Here is a 22696-nt window from a genome sequence, read left to right on the forward strand (position 1 = left end):
CGATGCTATCCCGCTGCCTGTCTGGCAGGATCCTGCTTCGGCATAGAGCGCGGGTCAAGCTGGAGGCTTTCTGGCGTGCTGTATTGAGTGCCATTCGTCATCGCAGGGCGGAGTTCGCGATCTTCCACGGGGATCGCTGCGCGGACGCGGCTTCTGAAGATGGCATAGGCAGCCAGCGATATATGGGCAACGGCCGTCACCGCAAACAGCATATAGGGTCCCAATATCGTCATCACGGGACCGCCAACCGTCGGGCCAATGATTGTACCAATACCGAACAAGAGCAGCAGGCCACCGGAAACTTTAACGAATTCGTCCGAGGAGGCGAAGTCGTTGGCGTGGGCAACCGCGATCGGATAGAGCGCGTTTGCAGCTGTTCCGTATAGGGCCACCAACACAATCATCATGATGACATTGGACGGCTCGATGGCGACAATCAGCAGGGCGGCGACAGCCGATACGGTGGCGAGCGCTGCCAGCACATAACGACGGTCGGTCATATCCGAGACCTTGCCGGCCGGCATCTGTGCCAGCGCACCCATGGCAATGGTGATGCCGAGCATGATGGCGATCTGAGCCGGTGTCAGGCCCGCCCGTGAGGCGAATACCGCGCCAAGCGTGCCATAGGCGCCATTGGCGATGCCGATGAGCAGGATGCCGACGCAAGAGACGGGCGAATTGCGATAGAGACTACGAAGGTCGAGCTTCACGGATTTGAGCGGCTGCGGGGAGGCTGCATTCGACAGCGTGGTCGGCAGCATGGCGAAACAATAGAGAATGCCGCAGATCATGAAGAGGATCGTTGTCGACGGATTGCCCAATCCGACCAGCATCTGGCCGCCGACGACGCCAACGAGCGTCACGGTCGTATAAAATGAGAAAATGGTGCCGCGGCTTTCATTGGTCGCGCGCTCGTTCAGCCAGCTCTCAATGATCATCGTCGTACCGGCGGTGCAGAAGCCGGTGAGTGCGCGCAATAGAACCCAGGAATACTGATCGATCAGGACACCCGTTGTCAGGGCGATGATGGCGATCATGGCGATGAAGCAGGAGAATGCCCTGACATGGCCTATGCGGCGAACAAGTTTTGGCGCAAAGAAACAGCCCGCAACGAAGCCCGATGCCCAGGATGTACCGAGAAGACCGAGGACTTCGTTGGAATAGCCCTCAAGCGAACCGCGAACGGGGAGCAGAAGGCTATGAAGACCGTTGCCCAGAAACAGGAACAAGACGCCTGACAGAAGGGCGAGAACAGGAAGAAGATTTCGTTTCATGAAGGATTTTTTCGTCTATTCGATGTGGGAAGAAGTGACGGAGGCTACCGGTGAAACGTCTATGCGCATGTTTTGTTGCAGTGCGATTGTTGCACTATAGGATCGATTTGGCGAATCTTTTGCGGGGTTCATTTTGACCCGGGACTGTATCCGGTCTACGGAAAAGGCCAAGAGCGAAGGACATTCATGACCAAAGTAATAGGCCTGTTTCTTATCCTTGCCATGGCCGTGCAGATTATAAAACCGCTCGGGTTTCCCGGGCTTAGACGGCGAAGCGACTTCTGGAAAATCGCGTTGATCGCCTTTTTGATCTGGTCACTGACACTGCTGCTGCGGCCCTGACGCCTTCACACTTCAATCGTCCCGGACATCACGTACACGCTGTTGCCGGAGATGCGCACATCGCGATCTCCGTCTTCGCGCTTGCGAACAGATAGTCGGATCTCGCTCGGTCGTCCCATTTCCACACCCTGTTCGATCAGAATGTCCATGCACTCTTTTCCGGGCTCGCGAAGCGTTGAGAGGAAGGCGGCAAGCGCAGCCGAGGCGCTTCCGGTCGCGGGATCTTCGCTCACGTTGTCGAGCGGTGCAAACATGCGGGCGCGCAAGTGGCTGTCGCCCTCTATTCTCGTGTAGAGGAAAAGGGCGAAATCGCTTTCTTCATGAGGATAGCGCTGTACACCCTCCAGAAAGACCGATTTTACCGGCTGTGCCCTGCCGAGTGCATCCAGATCTGTCACCTCGGCTACCACGAATTTAAGGCCCACAGAGAGGAAGAGGGGGGCATGATTGGTCAAGTCGATGTCGCCGACCGCCAATGATGCGCAGCGCGCAACAAGATCGACATCAACGCTGCTGCCGAGGGAGAGCTGTCTTGGCGCGCGAATGCTGCTGCTCACCCTGCCGCCTTCGCGGACAAGGTCGATCTCCACCAGTCCGGCAGCCTCCTCAAAGATCAGTCGTTCGCCGGGAGGCTTGCCGAAGATGTCCCTCTGATGGCCGAGGACGAATGAAGTTCCGACATTGGGGTGACCTGCAAAGGGGACTTCTGTCACTGGCGTAAAAATGCGTATTTGAGCGGAATGCGCTGGGTTTTCCGGTGGCAAGACGAAGGTGGTTTCCGCATAGCCGAATTCCGCTGCGATTGCCTGCATCGCCTTGCTGGTCAAACCACGGGCATCGGTGATGACCGCCAGCGGATTGCCGCCGAAGCGCTTGGTGGTGAAGACATCGACAGTTGTGAAGGGATAATGCGGCATCGGCTCTTTCCCGGGGTCAGGCTTTTGACGCTACAATGAAAAAAGCCCCGTTCGAACGAGGCTTTTTGTCATCACAACAATAAATCCGGACCGGACTGGTGCGTTCAGGCAGCCTTTTCCAGTTCCTTCTTCCAGTTCCCCTTGGCAGCCAGGCTGTTCATGTGGGCGCGGTGGTTAAAGGCGCGCTGTCCAGCGGCGACGTTTTCCGTCTTGCCGCCCCAGGCTTTCAGTGCATCTTCCTGCAGAGCACGGCCATAGGAATAGGTCAGCGCCCAGGGAAGATCGTAGCCGGAATTCATGGCGGAGAGATGCGCCGTCGCTTCTTCCGAGCTCTGGCCGCCGGAGAGGAAGGCAATGCCGGGTACGGCAGAGGGGACGTTGCGCTTCAACAGCTTTACCGTCATTTCGGCAACCTGATCGATAGATGCCTTGCGGGCATTCTTGCCGTCGATGACCATGTTGGGCTTCAGGATCATCCCTTCGAGCATGACACGTGCATCAAAAAGATCGGCAAAGACCGTCTGCAACACCTTTTCGGTGACTTCGTAGCAGGTCTCGATGGAGTGGGTGCCGGGCTTTCCGTCCATCAGGACTTCCGGTTCGACGATCGGCACGATGCCGGCTTCCTGGCAGAGCGCCGCATAGCGGGCCAGTGCCTGGGAGTTCGCCTTGATCGATCCCCAGGTCGGAAGGCCTTCGGAGATGGTGATCACGCCGCGCCATTTGGCAAAGCGGGCGCCGGCCTTGTAATAGTCGCCAAGACGCTCGCGCAGACCGTCGAGGCCTTCCGTGATGGTCTCTCCGGGAAAGGCTGCCATGGGCTTTGCGCCGGTATCGACCTTGATGCCGGGGATCGCGCCGGCTGCCTTGATGAGATCGACGAAGGGAGTGCCGTCGGCTGCCTTTTGAAACAGCGTCTCTTCAAACATGATGACGCCTGAGATGCACTTCTTCATCGCTTCGTCCGTACGAAACAGCATCTCGCGATAGTCGCGACGCGAGGTTTCGGTGGATTCAAGGTCGATGCTGTCGAAACGTTTCTTAATCGTCGAGGTGGACTCGTCTGCGGCCAGCAATCCCTTGCCGTCGGCCATCATCTTTTCGGCAATGTCTTCGAGACGTTCACTCATAGCTTTCTCCACATCCAAGATACAAGCGCGATACCAGAAGTTTAGCGGCAGGAAAATGGCGGGCTAAGTTATTGAAACGATTGAAATCGTTTCAATCGTTTGAAAGTCTACAAGTATTTTTCAAGCTTGGTGCGAGGCAGGCCGAAAACATGTCCAACCCGCCTCAAAACCCAGTCAGCCGTGGAGGACGGCGACGCCTGGAAGTTCCTTGCCTTCCATCCATTCGAGGAAGGCGCCGCCGGCTGTCGAGACATAGGTAAAGTCGTCTGCGACGCCTGCATGGTTGAGTGCAGAGACAGTGTCACCGCCGCCGGCGACGGACACCAGATTGCCGGCCCTTGTCTGTTCTGCTGCGTGTTTGGCGGCTGAGACCGTTGCCTTGTCGAAGGGGGAAATCTCGAATGCGCCGAGCGGACCGTTCCAGACGAGTGTTGCTGCCTTGGAGATCCATTCGTTGACGGCGTCTACCGATTTCGGTCCGACATCCAGCATCATGGCGTCGGCCGGGATGGCGTGAATGTCGACGATTTCATTGTCGGCGTCTGCCTTGAACTCGCGCGCGACAACGCCGTCCAGCGGCAGAACAATGGCGCAGCCGGATTTCTCGGCTTCGGCCATGATTGCCTTTGCGGTGTCTGCCAGATCGTGTTCGCAGAGCGACTTGCCGACATCAATGCCCTGTGCGGCGATAAAGGTATTGGCCATGCCACCACCGATCACGAGCGCATCGACCCGCGTGACGAGGTTTTGCAGCAGGTCGATCTTGGTTGAAACCTTGGCGCCGCCGACAATGGCCACAACCGGATGCTCAGGCTTGCCGAGGCCCTTTTCCAGGGCTTCAAGCTCAGCCTGCATGGTGCGCCCTGCATAGGCTGGCAAATGATGCGCAAGCCCCTCGGTCGAGGCGTGGGCACGGTGGGCTGCGGAGAAGGCGTCATTCACATAGAGGTCGCCATTTTCTGCCAGACGGGCTGTGAATTCAGGCGTGTTCTTTTCTTCGCCCTTGTGGAAGCGGGTGTTTTCCAGCAGCAGGATATCGCCATTGCCCATTTTCGCGATGGCGTCAGTGGCGGGAGCGCCAATGCAATCGCTGGCGAAGGCAACGTGCTGGTCGAGCACTTCCTCGACGGCTGGCGCAACCAGTTTCAACGACATATCGGCGACGACTTCACCCTTCGGGCGGCCGAAATGGGCAAGCAGGATGACCTTTGCGCCCTTGTTCGACAGTTCCTGAATGGTGGGGGCCACGCGCTCTATGCGGGTTGCATCGGTCACCTTTCCGTCTTTCATCGGAACATTGAGGTCCACACGGACGAGCACGCGCTTGCCCGCGATGTCGGAGAGGTCGTCAAGTGTCTTGAAAGCCGGCATGGAAATACCCGTCGTTATGATGGTTGCTCTGTATTGGTCGAAACGGGGCGGACCTTACACCGCTCATATTCCGGTGCAAGGGAATCAGGAGGATTTTTCGTCCGGCACATCCCTATGACGGCGGGCGCGGTAGCGGCGTACTGCGTCACGAAAACTGTGTACCAGTTCGCGCATGTTGAGGAATATCGGCACGTTGGTCGACCGGGTCACGGCCTCGAGCGATATGCCGACGGAGGCCACATGGCCATTTTCATCGGTATCGCGCACGATGAGGATCACATTGCCAACGCGCAGCCGATCCGCATATTCCGGGCGTCCGCCAAGCTTGGCTTCAAAGAACTCCCCGACAGTCTTGCCCTTGTCGCCTTCGCCGATCAGGCCCGGTCCATAGGCCGCTTCAAGCTCCTCGACAGGTCTTGCCGGCGAGATTGCAAACATGCCGAAAAACTCGTTGTCGTCCGCGTTGAGGTTTGCCTTTTCGGCAAACAGACGGTCGAGCAGATGGGAATAGCCGGGGGCGACGAACAGATAGACCTGGTCGTTTTCGCGCAGCCGACCGGCATATTGGTAGCGCATGGACTTGCCGTCGCGAATGACAAGCGAGGGCATGGACCAGCGCGGAATGCGGCCACCACTCAAGATCGGGCTGTTGGGCGCAACGCGGTAGGAGATCAGTTCGTGATTGGCGGCACCTGGAAGGTCGAGCTCGTACTTCTCCACCGCACCCATGCGCGGCGGGATGATGAGGCGCAGGGCCTTGGCCAGTGGCTTGATGGTCCAGCCCTGGATCGCCAGTGACATCATCACCACAATGAAGGTGATGTTGAAGTATAGTTGGCCATTTTCGAGGCCGCCGAGGATGGGCAGGATCGCAAGTAGGATTGAGACCGCGCCGCGCAGGCCCACCCAGGCTATGAAGGTCGTTTCCTTCTGGGTGAAGTCGTAAGGCAAAAGGCAGAGCCAGACGGCAAGAGGGCGAGCGATGAAGACGAGGAACAGGGCCAGCAGCACTGCGGGCAAGAGGATCACGGTGAATTGTGACGGCGTTGCCAGAAGCCCCAGAATGAGGAACATGACGATCTGTGCAAGCCAGGTCATGCCATCCTGAAATCGCGAGATCGACGAGTTTGCGGGGATCTTCTTGTTGCCGGTGAAAATGCCCGCGACATAGACCGCCAGGAAGCCACTGCCGCCGACTGCACCGGTGTATGAGAACACTGCGAGCGAGAGTGCCAGCACGATGATCGGCAGCAGACCGCGCTCTATGCGCAGGTGACGGACGATGAAAACGATAATGTAGCCGCCGATCAGACCCAGCAGCAGGCCCATGCCCATCTGCTGGATGAACAGCTTTACCAGGCCGAAGTTCAAGTCTGCTTCAGCCCCGCCTTCAGACAGAAGCGACACGATGGCAATCGTCAGGAAGATCGCCATGGGGTCGTTGGTGCCGGATTCCACCTCCAGCGTGGATCGCACTTTCTCACGAATATGAATGCCGCCGATACGCAGCAGAAAGAACACAGCCGCCGCATCGGTGGACGAGACGATGGCACCCAGCAGCATGCCTTCGAGTAGCGAGAAGCCAATCAGATAGCTTGCCAACAGGCCAAAAAGGCCAGTCGTCAAAAGGACCCCGACACTCGACATGGTGATTGCCGGGAAGGCTGCAATCCTGAAGGACTGCAGCGAGGTTCTGAACCCGGAATCGAACAGGATGACGGAGAGGGCAATGGAGCCGACTGCATAGGCCGTCTCGTTGCTGGAAAAATCAATACCCAGCCCATCCACCCCGGCCAGAAGGCCGATCAGCAGGAAAAGAAGCAGCAAAGGTGCGCCAAAACGAAAGGCGAGCAGGCTTGAAAAGGCGGCAAGCAGGATCAGCGCGGTCAACACAAGTGTGATGAGATAAAATGCGTCCAATCCGGTAACCTCTGCAGTATGGGGTGGAAGTGCTCCGCCTCTCCCGAACAGGGGGCGCGAGTCACATCAAGGCGGGTAAGTGTCGTTTCCGTACCCTTAGACGTCAAGCTTGGCAGTGTTGAGGCAGCTGTCAACAATACGTTATTTCCAACGCATTTTTTCAATGCCTGCCGCTATCGGTCTTGGTCCGGTGTGTCGTTCCGGTTCTCCCCTGTCTTGAGACGATAAAAAGGCGGCGCGAAGTTCTCCGCGCCGCCTTCCGATCTTTTTAAAATACCGACCTTTTCAGGCCAGAAACAATTAGATGAGCTTGCTCATGGCGACAGCTGTGTCGGCCATGCGGTTGGAAAAGCCCCACTCGTTGTCATACCAGGACAGGATGCGCACGAAGTTGCCGTCCAGCACCTTGGTCTGGGCGGAGGCGAAGCTCGACGAGTGAGCGTCATGGTTGAAGTCGACGGACACCAGCGGCTCGTCGGAATAGGCCAGGATGCCCTTCAACTCGCCTTCGGCAGCGGACTTGATGGCAGCATTGACTTCTTCGGCGGTGACATTGCGCGATGGCACGAACTTCAGGTCAACGACCGAAACGTTCGGCGTTGGCACGCGAATCGAGGAACCGTCGAGCTTGCCCTTCAGTTCCGGCAGCACGAGGCCGACAGCCTTGGCGGCGCCAGTTGATGTCGGGATCATGGAGAGCGCTGCGGCGCGGGCTCGGTAGAGATCCTTGTGCATCGTATCCAGCGTTGGCTGGTCACCCGTGTAGGAGTGAATGGTCGTCATGTAGCCTTTTTCGATGCCGAATGCCTTGTGCAAGACATAGGCGACCGGTGCCAGGCAGTTGGTGGTGCAAGACGCGTTGGAGACAACGAGGTCGTCCTTGGTCAGCGACTGGTGGTTTACGCCGAACACGATGGTCTTGTCGGCGCCATCAGACGGAGCCGAGACGAGAACACGCTTGGAACCGTTGGCAAGATGCAGCGATGCCTTTTCCTTGGAGGTGAAGATGCCTGTGCATTCCATGGCGATATCGACGTCGGCCCATGGCAGGTCCTTGGGGTCGCGGATCGCCGTTACCTTGATCGGCTTGCCGCCGTCGATGACGATGCTTTCGCCTTCGACCTTGACCGTAGCCGGGAACTTGCCGTGGACACTGTCATGACGCAGCAGGTGAGCGTTGGTCTCGACCGGGCCGAGGTCGTTGATGGCCACGACTTCGATGTCGGTGCGACCCGACTCGATGATGGCGCGCAGGACGTTACGGCCGATACGGCCAAAACCGTTGATGGCAACTTTTACAGTCATTGCAGTGTCTCCCGGAATAGACGGATATTTGTTTATGAATAAGGGCCGCAAGGACATCAGTCCTTGCGGCAGATCAACAATCAAGCCAGCTTGGCTTGAGCTGCTTCGACAGCAGCCTCGGCGGTGATGCCGAAATGCTTGTAGAGTTCCTTGGCGGGGCCAGAGGCGCCGAAGGACTTCATGCCGATGAAGATGCCATCGCGACCGATGATCTGATCCCAGCCTTCGCGCACAGCCGCTTCGATGCCGATATTGACCGGTGCGGTGCCGATGATGGCTTCCTGGTACTTCTTGGACTGTTCAAAGAACAGTTCGAAGCTCGGTACCGAGACGACACGGGCAGCGATGCCCTTTTGCGACAGCATTTCCTGCGCCTTGACCGCGATTTCCACTTCCGATCCGGAGGCGAAGATCGAGACCTTGGCATCGCTTGCCGATACAAGCTCGTAGGCGCCGTAGGAGCAAAGGTTCTTTTCTTCGTAGACCTTGCGTACCGGTGTCAGGTTCTGGCGGGTGAGCGCCAGGCCCGAGGGACGGTCATGCTGCTTCAGCGCCAGCTGCCAGCACTCGGCCGTTTCGGTTTCGTCGGCCGGACGGAACATCACCAGCCCCGGAATGGCGCGCAGCGATGCCATCTGCTCAACCGGTTCGTGGGTCGGGCCATCTTCGCCAACCCCGATGGAGTCATGAGTCCAGACATGGATGACACGAATACCCATCAGGGCCGCCAGACGAACGGATGGACGGCAGTAATCGGAGAAGATCAGGAAGCCACCGGCGTAAGGAATGAGGCCGCCGTGAAGGGCGACGCCGTTCATGGCCGCCGCCATGGCGTGTTCGCGAATGCCCCAATGCATATAGCGACCGGAGAAATCCGTCGGGGTGATCGAGTCCATCTGGCTTGTCTTGGTGTTGTTGGACGGTGTCAGGTCGGCAGAGCCACCCAGCGTTTCCGCCAGAAGACCGTTGACGAGTTCGAGAACATTCTCCGACGCCTTGCGGGTTGCAACAGTCGGATTGTCTTCGGCAATCTTCTTCTTGAGCGTGTCGATGGCGGTATCGAAACCGCCGGGCAGGTCACCGGCAAAGCGGCGCTGGAATTCTGCCTTGGTCTCCGAAGGTGTGGCGGCCAGGCGCTCTTCCCACTCCTTGTGGGCCTTGGTCGAGCGAAGGCCCGCCAGACGCCAGGCGTCGAGAACGTCAGCTGGAACGACGAAGGCTTCTGCATCCCAGTCCAGCGCCTTGCGGGCGGCTGTAATTTCGTCTGCGCCCAGCGGTGAACCATGCACCTTGTGCGTGCCGGCCTTGTTGGGTGCGCCAAAACCGATCGTGGTCTTGGCAGCGATGAATGTCGGGCGGTCGGACTTTTGAGCAGTTTCGATCGCGGATGCGATCTCGTCCTGATCGTGGCCGTCGATTTCGATGGTGTTCCAGTTTGCCGCTTTGAAACGGGCGATCTGGTTGGTCGAATCGGAAAGGCTGACAGCGCCATCGATGGTGATGGAGTTGTTGTCCCAGATGAGCACCAGCTTGTTCAGCTTCAGGTGACCGGCGAGCGTGATCGCTTCGTGGCTGATGCCTTCCATAAGGCAGCCGTCACCGCAGATCGCATAGGTATAATGGTTCTGCAGGTCGCTACCGAATTCGGCTTCGAGCTTGCGCTCGGCAATGGCCATGCCGACAGCATTGCCGATACCCTGGCCCAGAGGACCTGTCGTGGTTTCGATGCCGGATGCGTGGCCGTATTCGGGGTGTCCGGCTGTCTTGGAGCCGAGCTGACGGAACTGCTTGATGTCCTCGATCGTCATATCCTCATAACCTGTGAGGTAGAGGAGAGAATAGAGAAGCATGGAGCCATGGCCTGCCGACAGCACGAAACGGTCGCGGTCTGGCCAGTTGGGCGCCTTGGGGTCAAATTTCAGGTATCGAGTAAAGAGAACCGTCGCGATGTCTGCACACCCCATTGGCATGCCTGGGTGGCCAGAATTGGCCTTTTCCACTGCATCCATTGAGAGGAAACGGATCGCATTCGCCATCCTTTGGTATTTTTCAGGAGAAATCATGGCTTTTCCGCTTGTTTCTGATCGTAGAATGGCGGCCCCAACCGTGGACCGTCTAAGGCGGCTGATCCATAGCAGGTAGGGCAGCCAAGTCAATAAAAGGGCGCGTCGCGGCGCTGTGCCGGTTCGATATGATGCACCTCCTGTTAGAGGTAGGTTAGATTATGGAAATGTGAATACCACCGCCTGAATTTGTCGTTTGCCACTTTCCGGCCTCCGTCCACAGATAACACACCCGAATGGACCTCAGGTTTTGTTGACGCACGCGGTTGGCCACAGCTACTCTTATATACCACCACACCATCATTACGGGTCGATTCGGTGACCTTTTTCACGAGGGCCGGGCTAACGAATGCCGACACAGAGCAAGGTTGACGCGGCGCTTGGCGCCTTGGCACAGGCCATTTCAGGTCTGGAAAACGCAATAGATATGCGCGCTGAGATCCGCCGTGAAAACGGTGAGGCCGAAGGCGAGATCAAACGTGTGCATGTCGATCGCGCCCGGCTTGCCCAGGAACTGGATCAATCCGAGTTTCGGGCCAACCGACTGGAAGAGGTCAATCGCGAGGTTTCGCGGCGACTGGTGACCGCGATGGAAACAATCCGGGCGGTTCTCGACAAGTAAATCGGCCGTGCGGCGGCGGAATGCGGATGGAAGAATGGCGCAAGTTACAGTCACGATCGATGAAAAAGCCTATCGAATGGCTTGCGAGGAGGGCCAGGAAGATCACCTGATCTCTCTGGCAACCGATTTCGATCGCTATGTCGGCCATCTGAAAAGCCAGTTTGGCGAGATTGGCGATCTGCGCATTACCGTCATGGCCGGCATCATGGTCATGGACGAGCTGTCTGAAGTCACCAGAAAGGTTTCAGGGCTTGAAACGGAACTGGCAAGCTTGCGCAGCGGTCAGGACGGCGCTGCCGAAGAATATGCGCGCAAGGAAGAGGCGCTGACACAAGCGGTAACAGAACTCACCGCACGACTGAACAGCCTGACGCGCAAGCTTAACGGTCAGGCAAGTGTCGACAAGACGGAAACGGTCGAAAGCTGACGCCCGCTCTCGGCGCGAATTTATTATCGCGCTCAGTGGGGCCGCCTCTGGTATGCGGCTTCGAATAAGCCTATATCGGTTATGCGGTCTGCGCCTCTCGACAGGAAAAACAATCCCTGGGGCCATACTCGATCCATTGGGAGCTGTCCCTGATCAGGCCCGTGGGCTTGGTTACACGGCGCCCACCTACTTTGTAGGCACCCAGGATCGTAAAACTCCATCGGTTGCGTGGATCGTACTTCCCTTGTTTTTTGCATCGACCTGGCAGGCTGGTGCCGCGCGTCGCGACAGAACCGCTACATTCCGGCGCCGTCGCCATAATAGCGTGGCTCGCTCTTCGGATGAGAATCTTCAGTCTGTCGGGTTTGTGCTCGCAGACCCATAACAAAGGCCCCGTATCGTGGATACGGGGCCTTTGTTATGAGAGGTTCAAATGGTGGTTTACGGGATCAGAATTCTTCCCAGTCGGCTGCAGCGCTACCGCCGGAACTCTTGGCGGGGGTGAAAGCCTTGGCAAGGCTATTGACCATGTTGCGCGCCGGAGAGGATTTCGGCTTTGCATTGACCGGAGCTGCGACCGGACCGCGTGCAGCCGGGGCAGAGCGGTAGACAGGGGCCGGTGCCGGGCGCGAAGGTGCGAAGCCCGCGCTCGGTGCGGACGTTCCGCCCGTCGTGGAGAACTGATTGACCAGTGTCGCAAGCGCTGTTGCGCTGTCGGCCAGACGGTGGGTCACGGCTGTTGTCTCTTCAACCATGGCTGCGTTCTTCTGGGTGAACTGATCCATCTGATTGACCGCGGTGTTGACTTCCTGCAGGCCGGTTGCCTGTTCGCGGGCAGCGCGGGCGATGGAGCCGATATGGTCGTTGATGCTGGCCACCTGCTGAGAGATTGTGCCAAGGGCTTCGCCGGTGGCGCGCACAAGCGAGACGCCGCCTGACACTTCCTCACCGGATTTGGTGATGAGCGCCTTGATGTCCTTGGCCGCGTTGGCAGAGCGTTGAGCCAGTTCGCGAACTTCCTGGGCGACGACTGCAAATCCCTTGCCGGCTTCGCCAGCGCGGGCAGCTTCAACACCGGCATTCAGGGCCAGAAGGTTGGTCTGAAACGCGATTTCGTCGATCACGTTGATAATCTTGGAAATCTCGTTGGAGGCGTTTTCGATCCGGCCCATGGCCTCGACGGCGTCGGATACGACCTTGCTCGAGTTTTCGGTGCTCTTGCGGGCAGCCTGCGCCATTTCAGAGGCTTCTTCGGCACGTTCGGACGAACTCTTCACGGTAGACGTGATTTCGTCGAGCGCTGCGGATGTTTCCTCAAGAGATGCTGCCTGCTGTTCTGTGCGCTTGGACAGATCCTCGGTTGCAGAGCGCATTTCCGACGCATTGGCCTGAATGCCGCTGCTTTCCTGATTGAGCTGGGCCAGTGTGTCGTTGAGCTTTTCGACCGAGTTGTTGAAGTCGATGCGCAGCTTTTCGAGACCGCCGCTGAAAGGATCATTGATGCGGACGGTCAAATCGCCTTCGCTCAGACGGTTAAGACCGTTTGCCAGCACAGAAACAGCTGCCTCCGTGCGGCTTGCTTCTTCAGCCTTCTCGGCCTCACGGTCGCGTGCAGCCTGTTCGTTTTCGTCACGGCTGGTGGCGGCCTGTTCTTCAAGCTGCTTCTTTTGCAGCGTGTTTTCATGCAGGACCGACAGGGCACGCGCCAGCGCACCGATTTCGTTGCGGTAGTCCTGATGCGGAATTTCGATGTCGAGACGGCCATCCGCCAGCTTGCTGGCAACACCGGTCAGCTTCGGCAATGGGCCCATGACCTTGCGGGCGACGAAGGTCATGATGCCGGCAGCGACGATCAGCGTGATCAACGCGGTCACCCCGATGACCAGGGCCATCTGGTGGGCAACACTATCGATCTCGGCTGCGCCGACACCGGCGTAGAGAATGCCGATGACCTTGCCGGCCGGCGAGAAGATGGGCTCATATACTGTATAATAGGGTGTGCCCAGAATGACGGCCTGACCGCGGAATGTCTTGCCCTGCGTCAGGACCGGGTAAACGGCACCCGTCTGGCCGAGCGGCGTGCCGACGGCGCGTTTTCCGTCCGGCTTGACGATGTTGGTGGTGCGGCGCCAGAAATCCTTGCTCTCTTCGTCCCAACCGAAGATCGTGGCGGTCTGACCGGTCATACGACCAACCGTGTCGATCATGTCGTGGTTTTCGAAGGATGCCGGAATGCTTTCGGCAACGATCTTCTCCACATTGCCGTCCTGACCCCAGGTCACCTTGGTGCCCGGCAGGTCGCGTTCGGCGATCGTCGCGGCTGTGCGCAAGCTGGCATTCTGCCCGTCAATCGCCTGCTGGGCAATGCGGTCGTCGATGCTGCCTGAAATGGCGATCGCGACCGCGCCAAGTGCGGCCATCAAAATGATGATTGCGGTGGCCGTAATGGTGCTGACCAGTCCGAAGCGGGAGAAAACCCTCATCTGCAAAAACCCCAACGTTGAATTCGATGTCGGAATAATAAATCTCATTCGTTAAATTTGAGTGTGCGTACATATTAATTACACGGCCCTGTTGCATCGCATTGGCCTTTCGTTCGTCGCATCCTTGCAAAGAAATGTGTGCCATTGGATAAGGGCACCAGTCTTTCAGGGGAATGATGAGATGGACAACAGGCAAGCCAAGGCTCTGATCCGCACCGAACGGTTGGCGCTCAGAGATGCAATCAATGCGGAAGTCCGCATCGAGGCCAGCCTTGCCATGGCCGATCACGCGGGCGACGCAATCGCGTTCGATCCCGGTGCCATCATTTCCGGTTTTTTCCCGATCCGCTCTGAAGTCGATGTGCGGCCATTGATGGGCAAGCTCAAGGCGCGGGGCGCGCGCCTTTGTTTACCGGTTGTCATTGACCGGGAGACGATTGTGTTTCGCGCGTTGTTGCCGGGTGCAGAACTGGTGTCCACCGGCTTCGGGACGCGTGGTCCGGGACCGGAGGCTGAGGTTCTCGATCCCGAGATCATGCTGATGCCGCTTGCCGCATTCGACGCGAGGGGCAATCGAATTGGCTATGGAGCCGGTCATTATGACCGCGCCATTGCCCGTTTAAGAGCAAAAGGTGCCAATCCGGTGCTGATCGGCGTTGCATTTGACTGCCAGGAAGTGCCAGAAGTGCCGTTTGAACCGCATGACGTTGGCCTCGACGCGATCCTGACCGAAAGCGGATTGCGCAATCTTTCGATTTAACGGGGCTGAAAATGAGGCTGCTATTCCTGGGTGACATGGTTGGAAAGACCGGACGTACAGCGGTTTGGAACCGTCTGCCGGGTCTGGTGTCCGACCTGAAGCTCGATTTCGTGATCGTCAATGGTGAGAATGCCGCTGGTGGCTTTGGTATCACCGAGGATATTTTTCTCGAAACGATCAATGCCGGTGCCGATGTGGTGACCACGGGAAATCACGTCTGGGACCAGAAGGAAGCGATTTCCTATTGCGAACGCCATGACCAGTTCCTGCGTCCGGCCAATTATCCCGCAGGCACGCCCGGCCGCGGCTCCAGCGTGTATTACGCCCGCAACGGTGCGCGGGTTCTGGTGGCCAATATCATGGGCCGCGTCTTCATGCATCCGGAACTGGATGACCCCTTCAAATCAGCTGAAGCCATTCTGGCCGCATGCCCGCTGAAGGAACAGGCCGATGCCATCGTGTTCGATTTTCATGCGGAAGCCACGAGTGAAAAGCAGTGCTTCGGCCATTTCGTCGATGGCCGTGCGAGCTTTGTCGTTGGAACCCATACGCATGTTCCAACGGCAGATCACCAGATCCTGAACGGCGGCACGGCCTATATGTCGGATGCCGGCATGTGCGGCGATTATGACTCGTCGCTGGGGATGGACAAGGAAGAGCCGCTCAACCGCTTTATCTCGAAAATGCCGAAAGGTCGGTTCGAGGCGGCCAATGGGCCTGCCACCATTTGCGGTGTCGGCGTGGAGATCTCCGACAGGACAGGTCTGGCCGAGAAAATCGAGCCGCTCCGGATCGGGCCGAGGCTCGCGGAGAACATTCCCTCTTTCTGGCGCTGATCCAGCTTCGCAAACGTCATGCGATGCGGATGACAAAAATGTGAGGATAACTTTCCGCGTCGCACCTTTACCGATGTGCGCCGCTCCCGCATCCTGTAGGCCATTGGTTGACGGCGCGGGAGCGGCATGATGCTGCGGATACTTGCCTTGGCTTTTACGGGTCTGATGATACTGGCTGTCCCAGTGGCAGCTCAGGAGGACCGTCCGCCCGTCAGCCAATGTCAGCTTATTGCGCAAAACCTGCCGAACGTGATGTTTGCGAACTTCAGGCCGAAGACGTCTGCGCTGCCCGTGGACTTCGCTGAAGATGTGACGATTTCCTTTCTCGGGCATTCGACGTTTTTGATTGAAAGCCCGGGCGGAGTGTCTATCGCCACCGACTATAATGGCTGGCTTCGTTCGCCGCTCAGACCCGATGTGGTCACCATGAACAAGGCGCATTCCAGCCATTTCACGCTCAACCCCGATCCGGGTATCCGTCATGTGCTGCATGGCTGGGCCGATGTGCCGGGCGAGAAGGCCAGTCATCATCTGACACTTGGCGACACCTATATCCGGAATGTCTCCACAGACATCCGCTCCTATGGCGGGTTCGAGGAGAACGGAAACTCGATCTTCATATTTGAGATTGCCGGGTTATGCATCGGTCATCTCGGCCATTTGCACCACGAACTGACGGATGCGCATTATGCCGAAATTGGCCGTCTGGACATCGTGATGGTTCCGGTCGATGGCGGCCTGACGATGGGCGCGCAAAGCATGAGCCTTGTCATTCAGCGTCTGCGTTCAGCGCTGATCCTGCCCATGCACAGGCCGGGACCGCCGCTTGCAAGCTTTCTTGCCATGTTCGACGGCAAGTTCGATGTGAGCATTTCCGACAGCGCTGCGGTCACTGTGTCCATGCGGAACTTGCCGGACAAGCCACTCATCCTGGTCTTGCGCGGCATGATGTAGAAAAGCCCGCGCGGAACTTCCACGCGGGCCTTGTTGATGGATCGGTATCGATCTCAGGCGAAGGACAGCTTGCTGTGGACGCCGACATCGGGCGCTTCGTCCTTGAGATTGGCCTTGGCGATTTCCCAACCGAAGCGCAACGGGTTTCCGGTCGAAGCCCAGAATTCGCAATCGTCAATGTGAAGCGCGATCATCGTGAGCGTCGGATCTTGCTTGCCGCCTTCAAACCAGGCGTCAACGACCGAACTCCAGTATTCATCGATCTTGTCCTTGGACTTGCGCTCGGTCAGTGTACCGCTCAGGCAGGCGTGATAATCGTGGTCCTTACCGATGACGCAAAAATGTGCGCGGGCGCCGGGGCGCAGCTTCTGCATCAGATCGGAATCTTTCTTGACGTAGAACCAGATCGTATTGGCCTGAGGATCGGCAAACGGCGCCATGGGTTGCATGTGCATGTCGGTGCCTGACAGACCCAACATACCGGCATGAACGCCGTCGATCTCTTCCCAGAGCTGCTTTACCGGTTCTTCGCGTGCCTTTGACAGACTGACCATTTCAAATTCCTTCTTCTTGCGGAGTTTCACCACAAAAACGGAAGCGGGCCGTCTATGTTCCACGGATGGGACAAGTAACTTTGCACCATTCCAAATCGACCGATTTGCCCGATGCCCTTGAATGAAGGCTCCATCACTTCTATAAGGCGCTCATTCAAAACAGAGACGTGATCAGGGGTGCCATGGCTGGCCATTCACAGTTTAAAAATATCATGCATCGCAAGGGGAAGCAGGACGGTATCCGTTCCAAAATGTTCTCCAAGCTTGCGCGCGAAATCACCGTTGCTGCGAAGTCAGGCTTGCCCGACCCGTCCATGAACGCGGCGCTGCGTCTGGCCGTCCAGAACGCCAAGGCGCAGTCCATGCCCAAGGACAACATCGACCGTGCCATCAAGAAGGCGTCGGGTGCGGATGCCGAGACTTATGATGCGATCCGCTACGAAGGCTATGGACCGGGCGGCGTTGCTGTCATCGTTGAGGCGCTGACGGACAACCGCAACCGGACCGCATCCTCGGTGCGCTCGACCTTTTCCAAGGCCGGCGGTGCGTTGGGCGAAACCGGATCTGTTTCCTTCTCCTTCGACCATGTGGGCGAAATCGTCTACAAGGAAGAGGTTGGCGATGCTGATGCTGTCATGGAAGCTGCCATCATGGCCGGTGCCGAAGACGTTGCCTCCAGCGAGGACGGCCACAGCATCTATTGCGCGTTTGAGGATATCGGAGAGGTTTCCAAGGCGCTTGAAGAAGCTCTTGGCGAAGCTGAGTCGGTGAAGGCCATCTGGCGTCCCCAGAACACTATTCCTGTCGACGAAGAAAAAGCAATTTCGCTGATGAAGCTCATCGATACGCTGGAAGACGATGATGACGTGCAGAACGTCTATTCGAACTTCGAAGTCGACGATGAAGTCATGGCCAAGCTTTCGGCTTAAGCCTTGATATGACATGAATGCCGAAGCCCGGTGTCACAGGATGCCGGGCTTTTTCGTGTCTGCCTGACTGCTTTCACAGTCACTCGTCCCTGTCAGGCTGGCGGAATGAGAACGATCTTGCCGACATGGCGTTTCTGCAGGAAGTCGCGCTGGGCATCGGCGATCTGCTCGAGCGGATAGGTGCGCTCCAGCAGAGGACGGATCTCGCCGCGCTCGATGTAGGAGACAAGGTTGGGAAAGACCGCTTCGTCCCAGGCCGTGCAACCGATCAGCATCAGGTTCTTCAAATAGAAGATGCGCATATCCAGCTCGACCAGCGGACCGGCGATTGCGCCCGAAGACACATAGGTGCCGCCGCGCCGCAACAGCTTGAGCATGGCACCGAAACCGGAGCCGGCGACATTGTCGATGACGACGTCGATGCTTTCTTCGCCCAGAAGCTCAACAGCATCCGCATTGCGATCAATCATGCGATCGGCACCGATTGCCCGGATCGCATCGTGCTTGGCCTTGGTGGAGATGGCGACCACCTCCGCACCGCGACGTTTGACCAGTTGAACCGCAGCCGAGCCCACGCCGCCGGAGGCGCCGGTGATCAGCACGCGCATATCTTTGGAGATACCGGCGCGGTGAACCATGTTTTCAGCGGTGCCATAGGCGCAGGGAATGGTTGCGAGCTCGGCATCCGTCCACGGACACTCGATGGGGAATATTTCCTGCGCCGGCACTTTCACGAATTGCGCGAAGGCTCCGTCGAAATCGGACCCCATCCAGATGTTGTCCATGGAGGCAAAACCTTTCGGGCGCATGCAGGCGCGCACCAGCACTCTTGCGCCGATCAGGCTCTTGTCACCGTCTGCGGCGACCTTGACGACTTCGCCGCAGCAATCGGTTCCCTGGATGAAGGGAAAGGGCGTGGTCTTGTTCCAACCGCCATCGTCGCGGGGTGTCGGTGGATCTTTACCTGCGCCCTCCGTACCGGTGCGCACCGATGCGGAATACCAGCCCAGGCGCGTATTGATTTCGGTGTTGTTGACCCCGGCTGCCAGAACCCGCAGCAAGACTTCGCCCCTTGCCGGCTCAGGGATCGGCACGGTCTGAAGTTCGAGCTTGTCGTAGCCGCCGGTGCCGGTGGTGACGATGGCTTGCATGGTCGCTGGCAGATCTGGAGGGGAGGGGCGCTCCGTTTGACAGCTCATGCTGCGCACCTCCTTTTTTGTCAGGCTGCCGCGCTTTTGGCACCTGCAATAACGCCGACAAGATCGTTGACGATCCGCTCGATCTGGCTGCGATCGTCACCTTCGGCCATCACGCGGATCAGCGGCTCCGTGCCGGATGGACGGATGACGAGGCGACCGGAGGTTGCCAGTTCGGCTTCAGCATCCTTGATCGCCTGTTTGACCTGCTTGTCTTCCAGCGGCTTTCCGCCGGCGTAGCGTACATTGCGCAAGAGCTGCGGAACGGGCTCGAAGCGGTTGCAGATTTCGCTGACTGTCTTGCCCGTGCGCTTGACGGCGGCCAGGATCTGCAGCGCTGCCACGAGACCGTCGCCGGTGGTGCCGAAGTCCGACAGCACGATATGGCCGGACTGCTCGCCGCCGACATTGAAATTGTTGCGGCGCATATGCTCAACGACATAACGGTCGCCCACCTTGGTGCGCGCCAAAGACAGGCCCTTGTCGCCGAGGAAGCGTTCGAGGCCGAGATTGGACATCACCGTCGCAACGATCCCATCGCCTTTCAGCAACTGGTCATTGGCCCAGAATTCGGCAATCACGGCCATCAACTGGTCGCCATCGATGATGGCACCGTTCTCATCGACGATGATCACGCGGTCGGCGTCGCCGTCCAGCGCAATGCCGATATCGGCGCGGGTTTCATGGACCTTCTTCTGCAGCGCGGAGGGATGGGTGGAGCCGCATTCGAAATTGATATTGGTACCATTCGGCTCATTGCCGATGGTCACCACTTCGGCACCCAGTTCCCACAAAGCCAGCGGGGCGACCTTGTAGGCTGCACCATTGGCGCAGTCGAGCGCCACGCGCAGGCCATGCAGCGTCACGTCGCGCGGCAGCGTGCGCTTTACGAATTCGATATAGCGATAGATGTCGCCTTCCACGCGCTTGGCCCGGCCGATCTCGTGGGCAGGGGCGAGCTGCGCCTGGAAGTCCTGGTCGAGCAGGTCCTCGATTGTCGTCTCGATTTCGTCCGACAGCTTGTAACCATCTGGGCCGAAAAGCTTGATGCCGTTGTCGGCAAAGGGATTGTGCGAGGCGGAGATCATAACGCCCACATCGGCGCGCAGCGAACGGGTGAGCATGGCGACGGCCGGCGTCGGGATCGGGCCGAGGAGGAAGACATCAAGCCCGGCTGCGGTAAAACCGGCCACGAGCGCATTTTCCAGCATGTAACCGGACAGGCGGGTGTCCTTGCCGATGACAACGCGATGGCGGTGTTCGCCGCGCCTGAAAATCGTGCCAACGGCGATGCCGACGCGCATGGCAATATCCGGCGTCATCGGAAACAGGTTGGACTCTCCGCGAATACCGTCGGTTCCGAAATAGCGACGTGTCATGTGCACTCCCGTTATTGTCTTGTCTGCGCTGCCGCGGCCCTGTCGAGCGGCAGCGTGTGTTGTTCCGCCTATATAGCAGGCTTTTATAAGGCCGCTCATGCCACAAATTGTACTCGTCGGCACGTAAATTCGCGCAAACTCTGCTTACATCCCGTTACTGAGGACGACTGGTTTCCGGATGAGATGACAGCTGTCAAGAAAAAGGCCGCCCGTCGGTAAACGACGGACGGCCTCGATTGTGGCGTGAAGCTTAGGCTCAGTGCGGCTGGGGTTCCAGACCGCCTTCGGCTTCGCCACCCTTTGGCGTATCGTTCTTGGCACCGGCAGACGGGACAGCGGAACCACGGGTCGGCGTGGAATCGTCGCCGTTGTCGCGCGTTGGCTTTTCGCCAGCGATCAGCTTCTTGATTTCGTCACCGGACAGAGTTTCGTATTCGAGCAGGCCTTCGGCCAGAATGACGAATTCGTCGTGCTTTTCGGTGATGATGCGGGTCGCTTCCGTATAGGCCTCATCGATCAGGCGGCGAACCTCGCTGTCGATCTTCTGAGCGGTCGATTCCGACACGTTCTTCGACTGCGAGACCGAATGACCGAGGAACACTTCCTGCTGGTTTTCACCATAGGAAACGTGACCGAGGATATCGGAGAAGCCCCACTGGGTGACCATGGCGCGTGCGAGCTTGGTCGCCTGCTCGATATCCGAGGATGCACCCGACGTGATGTTTTCCTTGCCGAAGGTCTGCTCTTCCGCAACACGTCCACCCATCATGATGACGAGGCGCGATACCATCCACTTGTAGCTCATCGAGTAGCGGTCGCCCTCAGGCAACTGCATGACCATGCCGAGTGCCCGGCCGCGTGGAATGATGGTCGCCTTGTGAAGCGGATCGGCAACCGGCACGTGGAGTGCGGTGATTGCGTGGCCGGCTTCGTGATAGGCAGTCAGCTTCTTTTCGGCTTCGGTCATGGCGGACGAGCGGCGCTCCGCACCCATCATGATCTTGTCCTTGGCATCTTCGAATTCGGCCATGGTGACAACACGCTTGTTGCGGCGGGCGGCCATCAGGGCTGCTTCGTTGACGAGGTTCATCAGATCCGCACCGGAGAAGCCGGGGGTGCCGCGTGCCAGAACCTTGAGGTCGACATTCGGTGCCAGCGGCACGTTGCGGGCATGGACCTTGAGGATGCGCTCGCGTCCAACGATATCCGGGTTCGGCACGACGACCTGACGGTCGAAGCGGCCCGGACGCAAAAGCGCTGGGTCGAGCACGTCGGGACGGTTGGTCGCGGCGATCAGGATGATGCCTTCATTGGCCTCGAAGCCATCCATCTCGACCAGCAACTGGTTGAGCGTCTGTTCGCGCTCGTCATTGCCGCCGCCCAGACCTGCGCCACGATGGCGACCGACAGCATCGATTTCGTCGATGAAGATGATGCAAGGTGCGTTCTTCTTGGCCTGTTCGAACATGTCGCGGACACGGCTTGCGCCGACACCGACGAACATTTCAACGAAGTCCGAACCGGAAATCGTGAAGAAGGGCACATTGGCTTCGCCAGCAACGGAGCGTGCCAGAAGCGTCTTACCGGTACCGGGAGGGCCAACCAGAAGAACACCGCGTGGAATGCGACCACCGAGGCGCTGGAACTTCTGCGGGTCGCGCAGAAATTCCACGATTTCTTCCAGGTCCTGCTTGGCTTCATCCACGCCTGCGACGTCTTCAAACGTCACACGGCCATGCGCTTCGGTCAGAAGCTTGGCCTTGGATTTTCCAAAGCCCATGGCACCGCGGGATCCACCTTGCATCTGGCGCATGAAGAACAGCCAGACACCGAGGATCAGCAGCATCGGCAGAAGCGTGCCGACATAGCTCAGGAAGCCTGAGGAACCGTCAGTTTCCGGACGTGCGACAATCATCACATCCTTGGACTGAAGGCGTTCCAGCAGGCTGTCATCCACGACCGGTGAATAGGTCTGGAAAGCGGTGCCGTTTTCCGAATAGGTGCCGGCGATCTTGTTGCCGGTTACAGTGACGTCGCGAACGCGACCGGAATCCACTTCGCGCAGGAACTGCGAATACGGAATCTCACGGGAGCTGGACGTGGACGGTGTCGTCTGGAACATGCTGAAAAGTGCAATCAGCAGGAGCGCGATTATCGCCCAGAGCGCGAAGTTTCTAAAATTTGGGTTCATTGAACTCCCCGGAGCATGCGCGGCATGCAGTAATGCGCCGCTG

General features: G+C 58.3%; 19 protein-coding genes and 1 other RNA gene. 8 read left to right on the forward strand and 12 right to left on the reverse strand.

Features of this window, described 5'->3' with window-relative positions:
- Positions 1–5: 5 nt before the first annotated feature.
- Positions 6–1274 (reverse strand): MFS transporter, encoded by a 1269-nt coding sequence (locus tag ACWPM9_RS05380; protein ID WP_484757012.1) that lies wholly within the window; start codon positions 1272–1274, stop codon positions 6–8.
- A 186-nt stretch (positions 1275–1460) separates the two neighbouring features.
- Between ACWPM9_RS05380 and ACWPM9_RS05385 the strand changes: the two genes are divergently transcribed.
- On the forward strand, positions 1461–1616 hold the full coding sequence (locus ACWPM9_RS05385; RefSeq protein WP_428187922.1) for a hypothetical protein: 156 nt from the start codon (positions 1461–1463) through the stop codon (positions 1614–1616).
- 5 nt (positions 1617–1621) lie between these two features.
- Here ACWPM9_RS05385 and ACWPM9_RS05390 read toward each other — a convergent pair whose 3' ends face one another.
- The 6 genes from ACWPM9_RS05390 to tkt form a co-directional block, all read right to left on the reverse strand.
- On the reverse strand, positions 1622–2533 hold the full coding sequence (locus ACWPM9_RS05390; protein ID WP_484757013.1) for a PhzF family phenazine biosynthesis protein: 912 nt from the start codon (positions 2531–2533) through the stop codon (positions 1622–1624).
- Positions 2534–2637: 104 nt separating this feature from the next.
- On the reverse strand, positions 2638–3663 hold the full coding sequence (locus ACWPM9_RS05395; protein ID WP_484757014.1) for a class I fructose-bisphosphate aldolase: 1026 nt from the start codon (positions 3661–3663) through the stop codon (positions 2638–2640).
- Between the two features lie 174 nt (positions 3664–3837).
- A complete protein-coding gene (locus ACWPM9_RS05400; protein ID WP_484757015.1) occupies positions 3838–5034 on the reverse strand; it encodes a phosphoglycerate kinase in 1197 nt (398 codons plus the stop codon).
- A gap of 84 nt (positions 5035–5118) precedes the next feature.
- Positions 5119–6954 (reverse strand): potassium/proton antiporter, encoded by a 1836-nt coding sequence (locus ACWPM9_RS05405; protein ID WP_484757016.1) that lies wholly within the window; start codon positions 6952–6954, stop codon positions 5119–5121.
- A 300-nt stretch (positions 6955–7254) separates the two neighbouring features.
- Positions 7255–8259, reverse strand: coding sequence for a type I glyceraldehyde-3-phosphate dehydrogenase (gap, locus tag ACWPM9_RS05410; protein ID WP_484757017.1), 1005 nt, complete (start codon positions 8257–8259; stop codon positions 7255–7257).
- Positions 8260–8339: 80 nt separating this feature from the next.
- Positions 8340–10322, reverse strand: a complete 1983-nt coding sequence (gene tkt / locus ACWPM9_RS05415; RefSeq protein WP_428187928.1) for a transketolase — start codon at positions 10320–10322, stop codon at positions 8340–8342.
- A gap of 349 nt (positions 10323–10671) precedes the next feature.
- Between tkt and ACWPM9_RS05420 the strand changes: the two genes are divergently transcribed.
- The 3 genes from ACWPM9_RS05420 (at position 10672) to ssrS (ending at position 11610) form a co-directional block, all read left to right on the forward strand.
- The gene (locus ACWPM9_RS05420; RefSeq protein ID WP_428187929.1) at positions 10672–10944 is read left to right on the forward strand and encodes a DUF4164 domain-containing protein; all 273 of its coding nucleotides are present in this window, start codon (positions 10672–10674) and stop codon (positions 10942–10944) included.
- Positions 10945–10978: 34 nt separating this feature from the next.
- Positions 10979–11371 (forward strand): cell division protein ZapA, encoded by a 393-nt coding sequence (locus tag ACWPM9_RS05425; protein WP_484757018.1) that lies wholly within the window; start codon positions 10979–10981, stop codon positions 11369–11371.
- An 82-nt stretch (positions 11372–11453) separates the two neighbouring features.
- Positions 11454–11610, forward strand: a non-coding RNA gene (gene ssrS, locus ACWPM9_RS05430) — 6S RNA.
- A 210-nt stretch (positions 11611–11820) separates the two neighbouring features.
- On the opposite strand, the gene ACWPM9_RS05435 is transcribed toward ssrS, so the two are convergent.
- Positions 11821–13854 carry a methyl-accepting chemotaxis protein gene (locus ACWPM9_RS05435; RefSeq protein WP_484757019.1) on the reverse strand — a complete coding sequence of 678 codons (2034 nt, stop codon included), beginning with the start codon at positions 13852–13854 and terminating at the stop codon, positions 11821–11823.
- 181 nt (positions 13855–14035) lie between these two features.
- On the opposite strand from ACWPM9_RS05435, the gene ACWPM9_RS05440 reads away from it, so the two are divergent.
- The 3 genes from ACWPM9_RS05440 (at position 14036) to ACWPM9_RS05450 (ending at position 16404) form a co-directional block, all read left to right on the forward strand.
- The gene (locus tag ACWPM9_RS05440) at positions 14036–14614 is read left to right on the forward strand and encodes a 5-formyltetrahydrofolate cyclo-ligase (protein ID WP_484757020.1); all 579 of its coding nucleotides are present in this window, start codon (positions 14036–14038) and stop codon (positions 14612–14614) included.
- 11 nt (positions 14615–14625) lie between these two features.
- Entirely contained in the window at positions 14626–15450 is an 825-nt protein-coding gene (locus tag ACWPM9_RS05445; RefSeq protein ID WP_428187933.1) for a TIGR00282 family metallophosphoesterase, read from the forward strand.
- Between the two features lie 126 nt (positions 15451–15576).
- Positions 15577–16404 carry an MBL fold metallo-hydrolase gene (locus ACWPM9_RS05450; RefSeq protein ID WP_484757021.1) on the forward strand — a complete coding sequence of 276 codons (828 nt, stop codon included), beginning with the start codon at positions 15577–15579 and terminating at the stop codon, positions 16402–16404.
- 53 nt (positions 16405–16457) lie between these two features.
- Here the strand turns inward: ACWPM9_RS05450 and ACWPM9_RS05455 are convergent, their stop codons facing one another.
- A complete protein-coding gene (locus tag ACWPM9_RS05455; RefSeq protein ID WP_428187935.1) occupies positions 16458–16958 on the reverse strand; it encodes a pyridoxamine 5'-phosphate oxidase family protein in 501 nt (166 codons plus the stop codon).
- A 182-nt stretch (positions 16959–17140) separates the two neighbouring features.
- Between ACWPM9_RS05455 and ACWPM9_RS05460 the strand changes: the two genes are divergently transcribed.
- Entirely contained in the window at positions 17141–17887 is a 747-nt protein-coding gene (locus ACWPM9_RS05460) for a YebC/PmpR family DNA-binding transcriptional regulator (protein ID WP_428187936.1), read from the forward strand.
- 92 nt (positions 17888–17979) lie between these two features.
- Here the strand turns inward: ACWPM9_RS05460 and ACWPM9_RS05465 are convergent, their stop codons facing one another.
- The 3 genes from ACWPM9_RS05465 to ftsH all read right to left on the reverse strand — a co-directional run bounded on the left by ACWPM9_RS05465 (position 17980) and on the right by ftsH (position 22653).
- Positions 17980–19086 carry an alcohol dehydrogenase family protein gene (locus tag ACWPM9_RS05465; RefSeq protein ID WP_484757022.1) on the reverse strand — a complete coding sequence of 369 codons (1107 nt, stop codon included), beginning with the start codon at positions 19084–19086 and terminating at the stop codon, positions 17980–17982.
- Positions 19087–19106: 20 nt separating this feature from the next.
- Positions 19107–20462: a phosphoglucosamine mutase gene (glmM, locus tag ACWPM9_RS05470; RefSeq protein ID WP_484757023.1), complete on the reverse strand. Its 1356-nt coding sequence runs from the start codon at positions 20460–20462 to the stop codon at positions 19107–19109.
- 256 nt (positions 20463–20718) lie between these two features.
- Positions 20719–22653: an ATP-dependent zinc metalloprotease FtsH gene (ftsH, locus tag ACWPM9_RS05475; RefSeq protein ID WP_428187939.1), complete on the reverse strand. Its 1935-nt coding sequence runs from the start codon at positions 22651–22653 to the stop codon at positions 20719–20721.
- Positions 22654–22696 lie beyond the last annotated feature (43 nt).

This window comes from Agrobacterium sp. H141, from assembly GCF_057158725.1.